Below are 14,171 nucleotides of genomic sequence, written 5' to 3' on the forward strand. Positions count from 1 at the left end.
CGCGTTCAGTACTGCGACTGCAGATGGTTCCAGAAGCCGTCCCGCAGTGCCCGTCGCAGATCTCCGTGCCCGCGCAGCGACCGCTGGAGCAGCTTCTCGGCCTCGACCAGCAGATCCTGGTCCACCGGGCCCGGCAGATAGGGGCGGCCCGGCAGCAGTTCGGCCAGCGTCTGACGGCCGCGCTCCGACAGCCAGGTCGCCGCGATCTGCGCACCGACGAAGCGGACGTCGTCGCGGGAGGGCGGCGGTGTGGCGTCCTCGTAGACGGTCACCGGGCGCCGGACGACGTACGGCTTCCAGAAGTCGAGATCGAAGGTCCGCTGGCTGTCGACCTCCCAGAGCAGGGGCTCGGCCTGGTTACGGCCCTCCCCCGCCTCGATGCCCCAGAGATGGACCCTGGCGCCGTATCCCTGCGCGGCCTCCACGGCTGAGACCAGGTCCTCGTCACCTCCGACCAGGGCCGCGTCGCTGATCGCGCGGTGCCTGGCGAGAGACTCCAGGTCCGTGCGGATCAGCGAGTCGACGCCCTTCTGCTGGTTGTTCGCGTTGAGATTGCCCAGCCGGACCTTGACGTCGGGCAGTTCGGCGATGGACTGCTGTTCCGGGGTGTGGATACGGCGGCGGGCTCCGTCGTACCAGTACACCCGGAGCAGCCGGCTGTCCGCGAAGATCGTCCGGGCCTTGTCGATGAACGCCTCGATCAGACCCTCCGCATCGAGGTCGAAGGATCGGCGGTCCTCGTTGCCGGTGACCAGCAGGCCGGCGGCCGCGTACACGTACCCGGCGTCGACGAAGATCGCGTGGGTCGACGGTGTCTTGGACACCTCGGACAGCACGCGCTGGAGTAGCTCGTTGGTGCGCTGCAGCTGAGCGCTGATATCAGGATCGTTCATACGGGCTTCATTGTCCGTGCCGTCACGCAACGAGCACAACCTGTCGCACTACCCATGAGTAGTTAGGCTCCCGAAAATTTTCTTTAGCGTAGGGAATGTTTGCTGTAGGCAAGCCGTTGTCTCCTGTGGAGCGTGCCGCACTTCCATCACGCAATCCACTCTTTACGGATGGGCAACCGTCCGGACGCCGCGCGGGAGAAGACTGATGTCCCGCACCAGTAGTTCTCCTAGCAGGAGGATCAGACGAAGGGAGAAGCCTTGCGCTTCGAAATCATGCGACTCAATGATGTCGATGGAACCGCCATGGACAGCACCGTCGTAGACGCCGCCTCCGTCAACCGGATCGTGCAGCAGGCTGCCGCAATCGGCCAGCGCATCTACATCCGCCCGGCCGAGACCTCGGCCTTGTAACACCGTAAGAGCAAGAGACGAAGAAGTACGCGACGAAGAGGTATACGACAGGACGAAGCGCCCCCGTGCCGATGCACGGGGGCGCTTGTGCGTCGCGGGCGCTCCGGCGGACAGCTCAGCCGCCCTTGATGACCTGGGTGACACCGTTGATGATCTGCTGGACCGCGATGGCGGACAGCATCATCCCGGCCAGCCGCGTGACCAGCACCACACCACCGTCCTTGATCACCCGGATGATGAGCAGCGAATACCGCATGGTCACCCAGAGCACCACGTGCATCGCCACGATCGCCGCCCAGACGGAGACCTGCGCGGACCCGGTGCCCGCGTGCTGCACCGCGAGGATCACCGAGACGATGGCACCGGGCCCCGCGAGCAGCGGCATGCCCAGCGGGACGAGTGCCACATTGACGTCCTTGGTCTGCGTCGGCTCGTCGGTCTTGCCGGTGAGCAGATCGAGCGCGATGAGCAGCAGCAGCAGTCCGCCCGCGATCATCAGGGCGGGCACGGACACATGCAGATAGTCGAGGATCTGCTGGCCGAGGACGCCGAAGACGGCGATGACCCCGAAGGCCACGGCCACGGCCTGCCAGGCCATCCGGCGCTGCACCTTGGCGGGGCGGCCCGCGGTGAGAGCGAGGAAGATCGGGGTGATCCCCGGCGGATCCATGATCACAAAAAGCGTGACAAAGAGGGATCCGAAAACGGCAACGTCGAACACAGTGAGGGCCTTGCTTCAGTGAAGAGGGTGGGGAGGAGGGAGGGAGCGGTGCTTACGCGGAGTGTCCGCCGGCGCCCGGCACCGGGAAGGCGCCGGTCGCGCGCCGGGTGATCTCTCCGTACACCTCGGGATCCGTGGTGCACGCGCCGAGCTCCACGAACTTGCGGCTGCCGTGGTAATCGCTGGATCCCGTGGTCAGCAGACCCAGATCGCCGGCAAGGTCGCGCAGTGCGGCCCTGGTGGGCTCGTCATGGTCCATGTGATCGACCTCGACACCGTCCAGTCCGGCGGCCGCGAGATCGGCCAGGGCGGACTCCGGTACCACCCGGCCCCGCTTGACGGCCCGCGGGTGCGCGAGGACGGTGACGCCACCGGCCTGCTTGACCAGCCGGATCGCCGTGAAGGGGTCGAGCTCGTGCTTCTCCGCGTACGCCCGGCCGCCGTCGGCCAGCCAATCGGCCGTGAAGGCGTCCGAAACGGTGTCCACGACACCCAGTTCGACCAGCGCGGTGGCGATGTGCGGGCGGCCGAGCGAGGCATCACCCGCGATGCGCGCCACTTGGTCCCAGGTGATCGGCACCCCGAGTTCCTGAAGCTTGACTACCATGCTCCGGGCCCGCGGGACGCGGTCGTCCCTCACGAGTTTGCGCTCGCGCAGGAACTCCGGCTCTTCGGGGTCGAAGAGATACGCGAGCATGTGCACCCCGGTCCCGTCGAGCCGGCAGGAGAGCTCGGCGCCGGTGACCAGGGTCAGCCCCGCGGGCAGGGCGGCGACCGCCTCGGCATGGCCGCGGGTCGAGTCGTGGTCGGTCAGCGCCACCACGTCCAGCCCGGCCGCAGAGGCGTTGCGCACCAGTTCGGCGGGGGTGTCCGTACCGTCGGACGCCCGGGAGTGGGTGTGCAGGTCGATGCGCACGACGCGGGACTCCGGGGCTCAGGGACGTAAGGGGGGACGCTCCAGGATAACCGCCGCGCGGGCATGTCCTGGTCAGGACAGAATGCGCGGGGACAGGGCCCCGCACGGCAGCAGATCCACCTCGGCGCCCGCGTCCCGCAGATCCGTCAGCACCAGTTCGTCGTACATCAGCAGCCCCGACTGTTCGGGCCAGAGGATGGCCCACAGCCAGAGCCCGCGGGCCTCGCCCGCGAAGACCGCCCGGTCACCCGGCGCCGTGACATGCCACAGCGGCGCCGGCCGGCCCGCCGCGAGGACTTTGGCCTGCGGGGGCGTGGCGACGTCCATGTAAGGGCCGGGGTCGGGACCGTCGATGCCCGCATAGCGCGCTCCGAGACCCACCCCCAGTTCCTCGGCCACCAGCAGCAGCTCACCCATGCCGCCGAGCGGGCCCGGACCTGAACAGGCCACGGCCGTGGCCCGGCCACCGCTGCGGTCGTCACCCGCGCAGGCCACACCGGTGAAAAGCCAGCCGAGGGGCAGCGGCCACGGCATCCAGACCGGTACCTGCGCCCGGTGGACGACGACACCGAGGCCCTCGACGCTGGGCGGTATCACCGGCTGAAGCGGGTGGACCACCCCGTGCACATCGCACTGCCAGGAGTCGGCGAAGAGACCGGGCGCCCTCACCCGGCCACCGCACTTCGGGCAACTGGGTTCGCCCCTCATAACCCTCAACGGTCCTCCCCACCCGTCGCCGCGTCAAGGACGATCACCCGTCCGGGGTGCGGCGGCTCCCCGGACACCTCTGCGGCGGCCACGGAGGGAACGAGATAGATGCATCTTGCATTTGTTAGGTCGGCTAACCTATTGTGTGTATAACGCAACCATCAACCGGGGAGTGGCAGTGGCAGAGACGCAGGACAGGGATCCGTTCGACGAGGGGGCCACCAGCATCCTGCGCCAGCCGAAGGCCGTATGGGCCACGGCAGGCGCGTCCGTCGTCGCCTTCATGGGGATCGGCCTGGTGGACCCGATCCTGCCGTCCATCGCCAAGGGGCTCAGCGCCACACCCAGCCAGGTGTCGCTGCTGTTCACCTCGTACTTCCTGATCACCGCGGTCGCGATGCTGGTGACAGGTTTCGTCTCCAGCCGGATCGGCGGCAAGAAGACCCTGCTGGCCGGCCTCGCCCTGGTCGTGGTCTTCGCCGCGCTGTCCGGCACATCGGGGTCCGTCGGCGAGCTGGTCGGCTTCCGGGCCGGCTGGGGACTCGGCAACGCGCTCTTCGTCTCCACCGCCCTCGCCGTCATCGTCGGCGCCGCGGCGGGCGGCAGTGCCGCGGCGATCCTGCTGTACGAGTCGGCACTCGGCCTCGGCATGGCCTGCGGGCCGCTGGTGGGCGCCCTGCTCGGCAACGCCAGCTGGCGCTATCCGTTCTTCGGCACCGCGGTGCTGATGGCCATCGGGTTCATCTGCATCTCGTTCTTCCTCAAGGAGCAGCCGAAGCCGGCCCGCAAGACCTCACTGCTCGACCCGATCCGGGCCCTCGGACACGGCGGGCTCGCGTCAGTCGCCGCATCGGCCTTCTTCTACAACTACGCGTTCTTCACCGTGCTGGCCTTCACCCCGTTCGTGCTGAACATGACGCCGTACAAGTCGGGTGCCGTCTTCTTCGGCTGGGGACTGCTGCTGGCGGTCTTCTCGGTCCTCGTCGCACCCCGGCTGCAGAAGCGCTTCGGCACCCTCAAGGTGCTGGGTGCCTCACTGGTGCTGCTCGCGGTGGACCTGGTGGTGCTCGGCTACGGCGATCACCTGACGGCCGTGGTCTGCACGATCGTGTCCGGTGCCTTCATCGGCCTCAACAACACCGTCTACACCGAGCTGGCGCTCGGCGTCTCGGACGCGCCGCGCCCGGTGGCCAGCGCGGGCTACAACTTCGTCCGCTGGTTCGCGGCGGCAGCCGCGCCCTTCCTCGCCCCGCACATCGAGGGGTGGACCGACATCCACATCCCGTTCGTGGTCGCCGCGGTCGCCGCGGTGCTCGGCGCGGGTGTGGTCCGGGTGCGGCGCTCGGCCCTGAGCCACGAGGCCGCGGAACTCCAGCCGGTGCACGCCACCGAGGACGGGGTCTCGGCCTTCGCCAACTGACCTGCCCCTCAGGGGACTTCAGTCCAGGGTCACGGACCTGCGCAGAGGATCGCGCAGGTCCGTGCCAGGCGTCAGCCAGCGCTCCTGGAGTTCCGCGGCACCGTGCACCCGCTTCCAGGCGGCTTCGTTCGCGGTCATCGGCAGCAGCGGCAGAAACCGGACCGGATCCAGTGGCTCGTCGAGCTCCAGGTCCTCGATGAGCCCGCCGGACTCGGCGACCAGCACCGAGCTGAAGGGCGCTTCGCTCCAGAGCGGTTCGCCCACGTCGAGTGAGGCCCCGGCGGCCACGACCACGCCCTCCACCTGCGGCGAAGCGGCGAGCACGGCAAGCGGGCGCAGCACCGGGTCGGTGTCGGCGAGCCCAGCGCGCACCGAGAGCACCAGCTCGGCCCGTGGGCCGCGCAGCGGGTCGGCGAGGGCGGCCGTGGGATCGGCCATCGGGTGGGCGGACATCCCCAGCGTGGCGTAGCGGGCGATGTCACCGTCGATGAACCGCAGCACCTCGATCCGGTCGGTGCCCAGGAAGGTCACTGCGGCGCGCGCGTCCGGCTCGCCCAGCGCGGAGCGCAGCCGGGCTTCGACCAGAGCAAGAACATCTCCCATGTGCCGAGCATAGAGCGCGTATCGAACGGGCAAAGTGGGGGCTTGACACTTCAGTCGGCTGATAGTCTTGGCCGCTGGTCAGGGCATCATGATCGTCCCCTACGGGGGACCGGCCGGAGGAGGTGGGACTGCGATGGATCGAGATCCGAGTCGACCGTGCAGTACTAGCCGCTCTTCCGCACAGTGTTCTCTGTGACCCGAGACCCTGCTTACCCGGCCGTCATGCCGGGAAACCTCTGAGTCTTATGGCATGTCGCACGCCGGAAGAGCACCTCGCTTTGCCTGATCCGTGTCTGTAGCGAACGCCGCCACCGCGACGCCGTGGTTCCGCCCGCTTTGCCGACGTACGAGACCGACGCCTCGATACGCCTCCATTCCGGGCAGTGCCAGGCTCGCTGACGGCCTCTCCGTGAAGGAGCCCGCCATGTCGATGATCCGTGACCTGCGTGCAGCGGTCCGTCCGTCCCTGCGCAAGAGCAGCACCGCGTACAGCAATTACGACTCCACCCGGGACCCGTCGGCCAGCAGTGCGGTGGTCGACTGCGCGGTCTACCGCGAAGGACTGCGGGAGCGGGGCGAGGAGTGCCTGACGCCGCGTGAGGCACTGCGCCGGGTGCATGACACCGGAGGCTTCGCCTGGATCGGCCTTCACGAGCCCACCGAGGAGGAGTTCTCCGGCATCGCAGCCGAGTTCGGTCTCCACCCGCTCGCCGTCGAGGACGCGGTCCACGCCCACCAGCGGCCCAAGCTGGAACGGTACGACGACACCCTCTTCACGGTCTTCAAGACCATTCACTACGTGGAACACGCCGAACTCACGTCGACCAGCGAGGTCGTGGAGACCGGCGAGGTGATGTGCTTCACCGGGCGGGACTTCGTCATCACGGTGCGGCACGGCGGCCAGGGCTCGCTGCGGGCGCTGCGCCACCGGCTGCAGGAGGACGCGGAGCTGCTCGCCAAGGGCCCGTCCGCCGTCCTGCACGCCATCGCCGACCAGGTCGTCGACGGTTATCTGGCTGTCGCGTCGGCGGTGCAGGACGACATCGACGAAGTCGAGATCGACGTCTTCTCCGAGCCCCAGAAGGGGAGTGCGCGGGGTACCGACGCCGGCCGGATCTACCAGCTGAAGCGTGAGGTGCTCGAGTTCAAGCGGGCGGTCTCACCGCTGCTGCGGCCGATGCAGCAGCTGAGCGAGCGCCCCATGCGGCTGGTGGACCCGGACATCCAGAAGTACTTCCGGGACGTCGCCGACCATTTGGCGCGGGTCCAGGAGCAGGTGGTCGGCTTCGACGACCTGCTCAACTCGATCCTCCAGGCGAACCTGGCACAGGCCACCGTCGCGCAGAACGAGGACATGCGGAAGATCACGGCGTGGGCGGCGATCATCGCGGTGCCGACGATGATCTGCGGGGTGTACGGCATGAACTTCAAGCACATGCCCGAGCTCCAGTGGCGCTTCGGCTACCCGGCGGTGATGGGCGGCATCCTGGTCATCTGCCTCACCATCCACCGCACGCTGAAGCGGAACGGCTGGCTCTGACGTGCGGCCGCCACCGCCGGCGGCCGTACCTCACTCCCCCACCGGCCCTTTCCGGGCCACGCTGTCACCCCGGATCACCAGGGCCAGCCCCACCAGGATGACCAGCAGCGCCGGCCAGGCCGCGGCAGGCGGCAGCTGGTGGAGCCAGAGCGCCGCGATCAGTGCGGCCCCCGGCGTCTCGAGCAGGATCGACGTCGAGGTGACGGAGGGGCCGAGCGTGCTCACCACCCGGTTGAGCAGCGTGTGTCCGAGCAGCTGGGCGGCCCCGGTGAGCACGGCGAGCTTGGCCCAGGTGGCCGGGGAGTACGACCCGAGCTGGGCGCCGGAGGCCACGCAGACCCCCAGGAGCAGCAGCGCGGCCGTCGAATAGCAGACGTAGGTGTAGGCGGTGGTGCTCACCGTCCGCCGCACCTCGGCGCCGAGCAGCACATAGCCCGCGGCCGCGACACCGCCGCCCAGCGCGAGGGCGTCGCCCGCGAGGGCGCGCGGCGACAGCGAGAGGTCGACGCCGGTCAGGATCAGCACCCCCGCGATGGCCACCACGGACCCGGCCCACACCATCCTGGGGACATGCCGGCCGCGCAGCCACAGCACGATGGTGGTCCAGATCGGTGTCGTGGTGCACAGCGCCGTCGACGAAGCGACCGATGTCATGCGCAGGCTCGGCAGCCACAGCGCGAAGTGCAGCGCGAGCAGACATCCGGCGGCGGCCGCCAGCAGCACCGCACGCCGGCCCATGGTGCGCAGTTCGGTGCGGTGGCCCCGCCCGAGCAGCGCGACGGGGGTCAGGACACCGGCCGCCATGGCATTGCGCCAGAAGGCGATGGCCAGGGCAGGAGCGGCGGTCGCCGCGATGAGCGGGGCGGACAGCGAGACACTCGCCACGGCGACGCCGAGCAGCACCAGGTCGATCCGGGGCGCTGCGTGCAGGCCGGTCGGCGCGGGCGGCGCCAGGGGGGCGGAGGTACGGCGGGTTGCGATGGGCACGGTTCAGAGTAAGGGGCGTGGCTGCCGTACGGAACTGTCCTTCGGCGCCGGCACGATCCGCGGGCGGCCTCCGCGGCCTGCCCCGTGATCCCTGCTGGTCGGCGCACGGCGTCGGGCGCGGTGCGTCGCTTGGGCGGAGGGACGACCGCAAGCGGGACGCATCCGCGTGTTCCGGCAGCGGCGATGCGCCGTGGCTGCCGTCGTGCGCCCGCCACCGACCACGAGGCAGCCCTTAGGCTTTGCCCCATGACACAGACCTTGCTGGAGCAGGCAATCGTCGAGGAGGCCACCAAGAAGTCCGGCCTCATCTGGGTGCGGGGCACACGTCCCGCCCAGGCGCTCTGGCATGTGTGGCACGAGGGCGCGGTCGTGCTCGTCGGGGACGGACCCGGGGAACAGCCGCTGCCCGGGCTGGCCGACGGGGGCGAGGCCGAGGTCACGGTGCGCAGCAAGGACAAGGGCGGGCGGCTGGTGGCGTGGACCGCTGACGTCACCGAACTCGTGCCGGATTCCGACGAGTGGCAGGCGGCGGTCGCCGAACTCAAGGGCAAGCGTCTCAACGCCCCGGACGGCGAGGCCATGGTGTCCCGCTGGGGGCGGGAGTGCCGGGTGGTACGGCTGGCTCCGCGGGTGATCAGCACGGACCTGCCGTCCGGCTCGCTCGCCGTGGTGCCGGTGGCATCGCCCGCCACCACACGGCAGGCGATGCCGGCGGGGTTGCCCAAGCTGCTGCTCAAGCGGAAGCGGCGGACCTGACGCGGCCCGGCGTCGCTCTCCCCCGGCCGTCTCACTTCCGGGGCAGTTCATGCCCGTAGTCGACGGTGTCGCTCTTCGCCGGGGCCGCCAGGGAGAAGTTCTGGTTCCAGTCGGCGAGCTGCAGTACGCCCGCCCCGCCGGCGCGCTCGAACCGCAAGGGGTACGGCGTTCCCTTGAGGGACACGTCGAGCCGGCCGCCGTCGCCGCCGGTGACCTGGACGGCCCGGACCCCGGCGACCTTGCTGCGGTCGCCCTTGTCCAGCGGGCCGTGCAGCGCCAGCAGTCCGTTCAGCAGCACCTTCATGTCGGTGAAACCACGGAACTGCTGATAGGCGGGGTCACCCTTCGGCACCTTCACGTACTTGGCAGCGAGCTTGTCCGCTGCTGTCGCACCGCTCCGGCCGTCCGTCTGCCGCCAGAAGGCGGCCGGGGCCTTCACATAGAGGGCGTCGTCGATCCGCAGCAGTTCGAACGTACTGTTCTTCGAGGTGACGGAACCCGTGCCGCCGTCCGATCTGAGCTGCATGTTCAACTTGTACGAACCGCCCTTGCTGACCAGCGTGCCGGAGAGCCGTACCGCACGGGAGCCGTCCGCCGCCTCGCGGGCCCTGGCCTCGATCTCCTTCGCGGAGAGCTTGCCGACGCCATTGGTTCCCGCGTCGGGGTCTCCGCCTCCGCAGGCGGTGAGCGACAGCGCCAGGGCGGCGCACAGCGTTCCTGCCCATACCGTCCTGCGGGTCCGGGCGGCCGGGGGAAATGCAGCCACGTGCGCACTGCCTCTCATGCGAGTGTCCTCAACAGCAGACCGCAGCGTACCCGTGCCGCCGCGGAGCAGAGCAGACAGCCATCCGGACGCCCTGCCGGAGCGGTGCAGATCAGGACGGGCTAGCGTGAAGTCCGAGAAACGCGGCACATGGTGACACGGAGGAGGCGCACGGATGGCGGGAGGCGCCCCCCGGATCTTCGTCTCGCACCTTTCCGGCGTCGCCGTGTTCGACCCGAACGGCGACCAGGTGGGACGGGTGCGCGACCTGGTGGCGATGCTGCGCGTGGGCAGCCGGCCACCGCGGCTGCTCGGCCTGGTGGTCGAGGTGGTCAGCAGGCGCCGGATCTTCCTGCCCATGACCCGGGTCACGGGTATCGAGTCCGGCCAGGTCATCACCACCGGCGTACTCAATGTGCGCCGCTTCGAACAGCGTCCGACCGAACGGCTGGTGCTCGGCGAGCTGCTCGACCGGCGGGTGCATCTGGTCGGTACGGACGAAGAGGTGACCGTCCTCGACGTCTCCGTGCAGCAGCTGCCTGCCCGCCGCGACTGGGAGATCGACAAGGTCTTCGTACGGAAGGGCAAAGGCGGCGCGCTGCGGCGCAGGGGCGAGACGCTGACCGTCGAGTGGTCGGGGGTCACCGGCTTCTCGCTGGAGGAGGAGGGGCAGGGCGCGGAAAACCTGGTGGCGACCTTCGAGCAGCTGCGCCCCGCCGACCTCGCCAATGTGCTGCACCATCTGTCGCCGAAACGTCGGGCCGAGGTGGCGGTCGCGCTGGACGACGACCGGCTCGCCGACGTCCTGGAGGAACTGCCCGAGGACGACCAGGTCGAGATCCTGGGCAAGCTCAAGGAGGAGCGCGCCGCGGACGTCCTGGAGGCGATGGATCCGGACGATGCCGCCGACCTGCTGAGCGAGCTGCCCGAGGAGGACAAGGAACGGCTGCTGACCCTGATGCGCCCGGATGACGCGGCGGACGTTCGGCGGCTGCTCTCGTACGAGGAGCGGACGGCCGGCGGCTTGATGACCACCGAGCCGATCGTGCTGCGTCCGGACGCCACGGTGGCAGACGCCCTGGCCCGGGTACGGCAGCAGGACCTCTCCCCCGCGCTGGCCGCGCAGGTCTACGTGTGCCGGCCGCCCGACGAGACGCCGACCGGCAAGTACCTGGGCACGGTGCACTTCCAGCGGCTGCTGCGGGACCCGCCTTTCACCCTGGTGGGCGCGGTCGTCGACAGCGACCTCCCACCGCTGTCACCGGAGGCCACACTGCCCGCCGTGACCAGCTATCTCGCGGCCTACAACCTGGTCGCGGCGCCTGTCGTGGACGCGAGCGGCTCGCTGCTCGGAGTGGTCACGGTGGACGACGTGCTCGACCATCTGCTGCCCGACGACTGGCGCGAGATGGACTTCCATCACGAGCACGGCGACCCGGACGACGACGGTCTCCCGGAGGCCCGCGATGGGCAGTGAACCGGTACCGGCCAGGAGCCGGCTGGACCAGCCGCTGTCCCAGCGGCGGCGCTGGCTTCCCGAATACGACCCCGAGTCGTTCGGCCGTCTCTCCGAGCGGGTCGCGCGGTTCCTCGGGACAGGGCGGTTCATCGTCTGGATGACGGTGGTCATCGCCGTCTGGGTGGTGTGGAACACCAGCGTCCCCAGCGCCCTGCGCTTCGACCCGTTCCCGTTCATCTTCCTGACCCTGGTGCTGTCGCTCCAGGCCTCGTACGCGGCCCCGCTGATCCTGCTCGCCCAGAACCGCCAGGACGACCGCGACCGGGTCAACCTGGAGCAGGACCGCAATCAGAACGAACGCTCCATCGCGGACACCGAGTACCTGACCCGGGAGATCGCCGCACTGCGGATGGGACTCGGTGAGGTCGCGACCCGCGACTGGATCCGCTCGGAGCTCCAGGACGTGATGAAGGAACTGGGCGACCGGCACACCGTATTCCCGCGGGAAAGTGACGAAGCCGACCACTGACCGCTCTTTCCCGGGGCGGGAGTGGGCGCCGTACCATCGGTACATGGCTATGGAAGACGCTGTGCGTGAAGCACTGGCGACAGTGAACGACCCCGAGATCCACCGACCGATCACCGAACTCGGCATGGTCAAATCGGTCGACATCGGAGCGGACGGGGCGGTCGCTGTCACGGTCTACCTCACCGTCTCCGGCTGTCCGATGCGCGAGACCATCACCACCAACGTCACCGACGCGGTCGCACGGGTCGAAGGTGTCACATCGGTCAGCGTCGAACTGGACGTGATGAGCGACGAGCAGCGCAAGGAGCTCGCGAACTCGCTGCGCGGCGGCACGGCCGAACGCGAGGTGCCCTTCGCCAAGCCCGGTTCGCTGACCCGCGTGTACGCGGTCGCCTCCGGCAAGGGCGGCGTCGGCAAGTCGTCGGTCACCGTCAACCTCGCGGCCGCACTGGCCGCGGACGGACTCAAGGTCGGCGTCGTCGACGCGGACATCTACGGGCACAGCGTTCCGCGGATGCTCGGTGCGTACGGTTCGCCCACCCAGGTCGAGAACATGATCATGCCGCCGTCGGCGCACGGTGTGAAGGTCATCTCGATCGGGATGTTCACCCCGGGCAACGCCCCGGTGGTGTGGCGCGGACCGATGCTGCACCGCGCGCTCCAGCAGTTCCTCGCGGACGTGTACTGGGGCGACCTGGACGTCCTGCTGCTCGACCTGCCGCCCGGCACCGGTGACATCGCCATCTCGGTGGCCCAGCTGGTCCCGAACGCCGAGATCCTGGTGGTCACCACTCCGCAGCAGGCCGCTGCCGAGGTCGCCGAACGGGCGGGCTCCATCGCCGTACAGACCCACCAGAAGATCGTCGGCGTGGTCGAGAACATGTCGGGCCTGCCGTGCCCGCACTGCGACGAGATGGTCGATGTCTTCGGCACGGGCGGCGGACAGAAGGTCGCCGAGGGACTCACGAAGACGACCGGCGCGACAGTCCCGGTCCTCGGCTCCATTCCGATCGACGTACGTCTGCGCGAGGGCGGCGACGAGGGCAAGCCCGTCGTCCTCACCGACCCCGACTCCCCCGCGGGCGCCGCCCTGCGGTCCATCGCGGACAAGCTCAGCAGCCGCCAGCGCGGCCTCGCGGGCATGTCGCTGGGTGTGACCCCGCGCAACAAGTTCTGAGCCACCGGTACCGCTGAAGGGGTGTCCCCGTGCCGGGGACACCCCTTCAGCGTTGCTTCCAGGGGTCACCCGCGGCCGAGGGGCACCCGTCACTGCCGGGGCCGGCGCCCCGGCACTACGCGTAGGCCGCGATGTCCTTGGCCACCGCGAAGCCCAGACCGTACGCGCTCATCCCGCGCCCGTACGCCCCGAGGTGCACACCGGTGGGTGTGGAACCCGCGAGGACCCATCCGAACTCGGACTCGCGGTAGGCGAACTCCGCCGGCGACCCGTCCACCGGCAGCGTCAGCGCCGACCACTCGGGGCCTGCCAGGTCGTCGGCCAGCTCGAACGCCGTCTCGGTCTGCTGCTCGAGCCATTCGTCGCGCAGCGCGTGGTCCAGCTGCGCGGGCCAGGTGTACGCAAGCAGCCCGGAACCGGCCAGCCAGGCCGCCGAGGAGACCGACGTGGCCTCCAGGACTCCCGTACCGTCACCGCTGCTCTGCACGGGACTGGGCCCGACCGTCACCACGACCGCGAAGCGTTCCTTCTCGGGCCCTGTCTCCATCCGTACCGAAGGCTCGTCGCCATGTCCGACCGAGCCGTGCTGGACTGCGCCTTCGGCGGTGACCCCCACCTGCATCAGCCATCGCGGTCCGGTGAAGGCCTCGTCGAGGCCGTACCAGGAAAATGGCGCACTCAGATAGCCGTCGACGGTACGTCTTCCCGTCCGACTCGTCGTTTCCATGTGCCGGCCGCCTCCTCGATCCTCAGTGTCCGAAGCGGCCCACCCCCACGGGCGCCCTCACTGCCGGACAGTTGGAGAATACTCAGGTGGCGTCGGAGTCGAACGGCGGACGCTCGTCGGTGTCGAGCTTCACACTCTTCTTCAGCAGGTCGGGGGCGGAGGCTGAGCCATTCGTACCGGAGCCGTTCGCCGGAGCCGCTGCCGTGGCACTTTCCTTGCCCTGCACCGCGTCCGCGACCTCGGAGAGCTCCTTCTTGAGGTCGAAACTGCTGCGGATCTCCTTCAGCCCCAGATCGTCGTTGTCCATCAGCTGCTTGCGGACGAAGTTCTTGGGGTTGAGGTCCTCGAACTCGAAGTCCTTGAACTCGGGACCGAGCTCGGTACGGATGTCCTGCTTCGCGCTCTCGGAGAACTCACGGATCTTGCGGATCGTGCGGGTGACGTCCTGGATGACCTTCGGCAGCTTGTCCGGGCCGAAGACGATCACGGCGAGGACCACGAGCGTCACGATCTCGAGTGCGCCTATGTCATTGAACACCTTGTTGCTCCTCGTGTTCTCCG

Annotated in this window: 16 protein-coding genes; 7 read left to right on the forward strand and 9 right to left on the reverse strand. The window is 69.2% G+C overall.

All coding sequences use genetic code 11. The annotated features are described in order from the left end of the window. Nucleotides 1-5: 5 nt before the first annotated feature. Nucleotides 6-893, reverse strand: coding sequence for an NYN domain-containing protein (locus tag OHS16_RS10160; RefSeq protein WP_328536851.1), 888 nt, complete (start codon nucleotides 891-893; stop codon nucleotides 6-8). A 258-nt stretch (nucleotides 894-1,151) separates the two neighbouring features. Here OHS16_RS10160 and OHS16_RS10165 point away from each other — a divergent pair, with 258 nt between their 5' ends. Next, nucleotides 1,152-1,304, forward strand: a complete 153-nt coding sequence (locus OHS16_RS10165; RefSeq protein ID WP_328536852.1) for a hypothetical protein — start codon at nucleotides 1,152-1,154, stop codon at nucleotides 1,302-1,304. A gap of 115 nt (nucleotides 1,305-1,419) precedes the next feature. Here the strand turns inward: OHS16_RS10165 and OHS16_RS10170 are convergent, their stop codons facing one another. The 3 genes from OHS16_RS10170 to OHS16_RS10180 form a co-directional block, all read right to left on the reverse strand. Next, nucleotides 1,420-2,025 carry a MarC family protein gene (locus OHS16_RS10170; protein ID WP_328536853.1) on the reverse strand — a complete coding sequence of 202 codons (606 nt, stop codon included), beginning with the start codon at nucleotides 2,023-2,025 and terminating at the stop codon, nucleotides 1,420-1,422. A gap of 52 nt (nucleotides 2,026-2,077) precedes the next feature. After that, nucleotides 2,078-2,941: a PHP domain-containing protein gene (locus OHS16_RS10175; protein ID WP_328536854.1), complete on the reverse strand. Its 864-nt coding sequence runs from the start codon at nucleotides 2,939-2,941 to the stop codon at nucleotides 2,078-2,080. Between the two features lie 72 nt (nucleotides 2,942-3,013). Continuing rightward, nucleotides 3,014-3,649, reverse strand: coding sequence for a DUF6758 family protein (locus tag OHS16_RS10180; protein ID WP_328536855.1), 636 nt, complete (start codon nucleotides 3,647-3,649; stop codon nucleotides 3,014-3,016). A 178-nt stretch (nucleotides 3,650-3,827) separates the two neighbouring features. On the opposite strand from OHS16_RS10180, the gene OHS16_RS10185 reads away from it, so the two are divergent. Next, the gene (locus OHS16_RS10185; protein WP_328536856.1) at nucleotides 3,828-5,069 is read left to right on the forward strand and encodes an MFS transporter; all 1,242 of its coding nucleotides are present in this window, start codon (nucleotides 3,828-3,830) and stop codon (nucleotides 5,067-5,069) included. Between the two features lie 18 nt (nucleotides 5,070-5,087). Here the strand turns inward: OHS16_RS10185 and OHS16_RS10190 are convergent, their stop codons facing one another. Continuing rightward, nucleotides 5,088-5,672 carry a suppressor of fused domain protein gene (locus OHS16_RS10190; RefSeq protein WP_328536857.1) on the reverse strand — a complete coding sequence of 195 codons (585 nt, stop codon included), beginning with the start codon at nucleotides 5,670-5,672 and terminating at the stop codon, nucleotides 5,088-5,090. A gap of 424 nt (nucleotides 5,673-6,096) precedes the next feature. Between OHS16_RS10190 and OHS16_RS10195 the strand changes: the two genes are divergently transcribed. Further along, nucleotides 6,097-7,212 (forward strand): magnesium and cobalt transport protein CorA, encoded by a 1,116-nt coding sequence (locus tag OHS16_RS10195; RefSeq protein WP_328536858.1) that lies wholly within the window; start codon nucleotides 6,097-6,099, stop codon nucleotides 7,210-7,212. A gap of 30 nt (nucleotides 7,213-7,242) precedes the next feature. Here the strand turns inward: OHS16_RS10195 and OHS16_RS10200 are convergent, their stop codons facing one another. Beyond that, nucleotides 7,243-8,199 (reverse strand): DMT family transporter, encoded by a 957-nt coding sequence (locus tag OHS16_RS10200; protein ID WP_443042587.1) that lies wholly within the window; start codon nucleotides 8,197-8,199, stop codon nucleotides 7,243-7,245. A gap of 246 nt (nucleotides 8,200-8,445) precedes the next feature. Between OHS16_RS10200 and OHS16_RS10205 the strand changes: the two genes are divergently transcribed. Further along, nucleotides 8,446-8,955 (forward strand): hypothetical protein, encoded by a 510-nt coding sequence (locus OHS16_RS10205; RefSeq protein ID WP_328536859.1) that lies wholly within the window; start codon nucleotides 8,446-8,448, stop codon nucleotides 8,953-8,955. A gap of 31 nt (nucleotides 8,956-8,986) precedes the next feature. Here OHS16_RS10205 and OHS16_RS10210 read toward each other — a convergent pair whose 3' ends face one another. Beyond that, nucleotides 8,987-9,739 carry a hypothetical protein gene (locus tag OHS16_RS10210; protein WP_443042588.1) on the reverse strand — a complete coding sequence of 251 codons (753 nt, stop codon included), beginning with the start codon at nucleotides 9,737-9,739 and terminating at the stop codon, nucleotides 8,987-8,989. A gap of 154 nt (nucleotides 9,740-9,893) precedes the next feature. On the opposite strand from OHS16_RS10210, the gene OHS16_RS10215 reads away from it, so the two are divergent. From OHS16_RS10215 to OHS16_RS10225, 3 genes are read left to right on the forward strand one after another with little or no spacing between them, the layout of a single operon-like run. Further along, a complete protein-coding gene (locus tag OHS16_RS10215) occupies nucleotides 9,894-11,195 on the forward strand; it encodes a magnesium transporter MgtE N-terminal domain-containing protein (RefSeq protein ID WP_328536861.1) in 1,302 nt (433 codons plus the stop codon). Next, a complete protein-coding gene (locus tag OHS16_RS10220; RefSeq protein ID WP_328536862.1) occupies nucleotides 11,185-11,706 on the forward strand; it encodes a DUF1003 domain-containing protein in 522 nt (173 codons plus the stop codon). The genes OHS16_RS10215 and OHS16_RS10220 overlap by 11 nt, the downstream gene beginning before the upstream one ends. Before the next feature lie 43 nt (nucleotides 11,707-11,749). Next, nucleotides 11,750-12,883 (forward strand): Mrp/NBP35 family ATP-binding protein, encoded by a 1,134-nt coding sequence (locus OHS16_RS10225; RefSeq protein WP_328536863.1) that lies wholly within the window; start codon nucleotides 11,750-11,752, stop codon nucleotides 12,881-12,883. 115 nt (nucleotides 12,884-12,998) lie between these two features. Here OHS16_RS10225 and OHS16_RS10230 read toward each other — a convergent pair whose 3' ends face one another. After that, entirely contained in the window at nucleotides 12,999-13,610 is a 612-nt protein-coding gene (locus OHS16_RS10230) for a hypothetical protein (protein ID WP_328536864.1), read from the reverse strand. A gap of 82 nt (nucleotides 13,611-13,692) precedes the next feature. Continuing rightward, nucleotides 13,693-14,148 (reverse strand): sec-independent translocase, encoded by a 456-nt coding sequence (locus tag OHS16_RS10235; protein ID WP_328536865.1) that lies wholly within the window; start codon nucleotides 14,146-14,148, stop codon nucleotides 13,693-13,695. Nucleotides 14,149-14,171: the final 23 nt, after the last annotated feature.

The organism is Streptomyces sp. NBC_00344 (assembly GCF_036088315.1).
GTDB lineage: Bacteria > Actinomycetota > Actinomycetes > Streptomycetales > Streptomycetaceae > Streptomyces.

Excerpts from the sequence above, each read along its gene's own strand:
- OHS16_RS10190 (WP_328536857.1), bottom strand. The coding sequence starts at position 5,672 with ATGGGAGATGTTCTTGCTCTGGTCGAAGCCCGGCTGCGCTCCGCGCTG.
- OHS16_RS10180 (WP_328536855.1), bottom strand. The coding sequence starts at position 3,649 with ATGAGGGGCGAACCCAGTTGCCCGAAGTGCGGTGGCCGGGTGAGGGCG.
- OHS16_RS10160 (WP_328536851.1), bottom strand. The coding sequence starts at position 893 with ATGAACGATCCTGATATCAGCGCTCAGCTGCAGCGCACCAACGAGCTA.
- OHS16_RS10195 (WP_328536858.1), top strand. The coding sequence starts at position 6,097 with ATGTCGATGATCCGTGACCTGCGTGCAGCGGTCCGTCCGTCCCTGCGC.
- OHS16_RS10205 (WP_328536859.1), top strand. The coding sequence starts at position 8,446 with ATGACACAGACCTTGCTGGAGCAGGCAATCGTCGAGGAGGCCACCAAG.
- OHS16_RS10220 (WP_328536862.1), top strand. The coding sequence starts at position 11,185 with ATGGGCAGTGAACCGGTACCGGCCAGGAGCCGGCTGGACCAGCCGCTG.
- OHS16_RS10230 (WP_328536864.1), bottom strand. The coding sequence starts at position 13,610 with ATGGAAACGACGAGTCGGACGGGAAGACGTACCGTCGACGGCTATCTG.
- OHS16_RS10225 (WP_328536863.1), top strand. The coding sequence starts at position 11,750 with ATGGCTATGGAAGACGCTGTGCGTGAAGCACTGGCGACAGTGAACGAC.
- OHS16_RS10210 (WP_443042588.1), bottom strand. The coding sequence starts at position 9,739 with ATGAGAGGCAGTGCGCACGTGGCTGCATTTCCCCCGGCCGCCCGGACC.
- OHS16_RS10215 (WP_328536861.1), top strand. The coding sequence starts at position 9,894 with ATGGCGGGAGGCGCCCCCCGGATCTTCGTCTCGCACCTTTCCGGCGTC.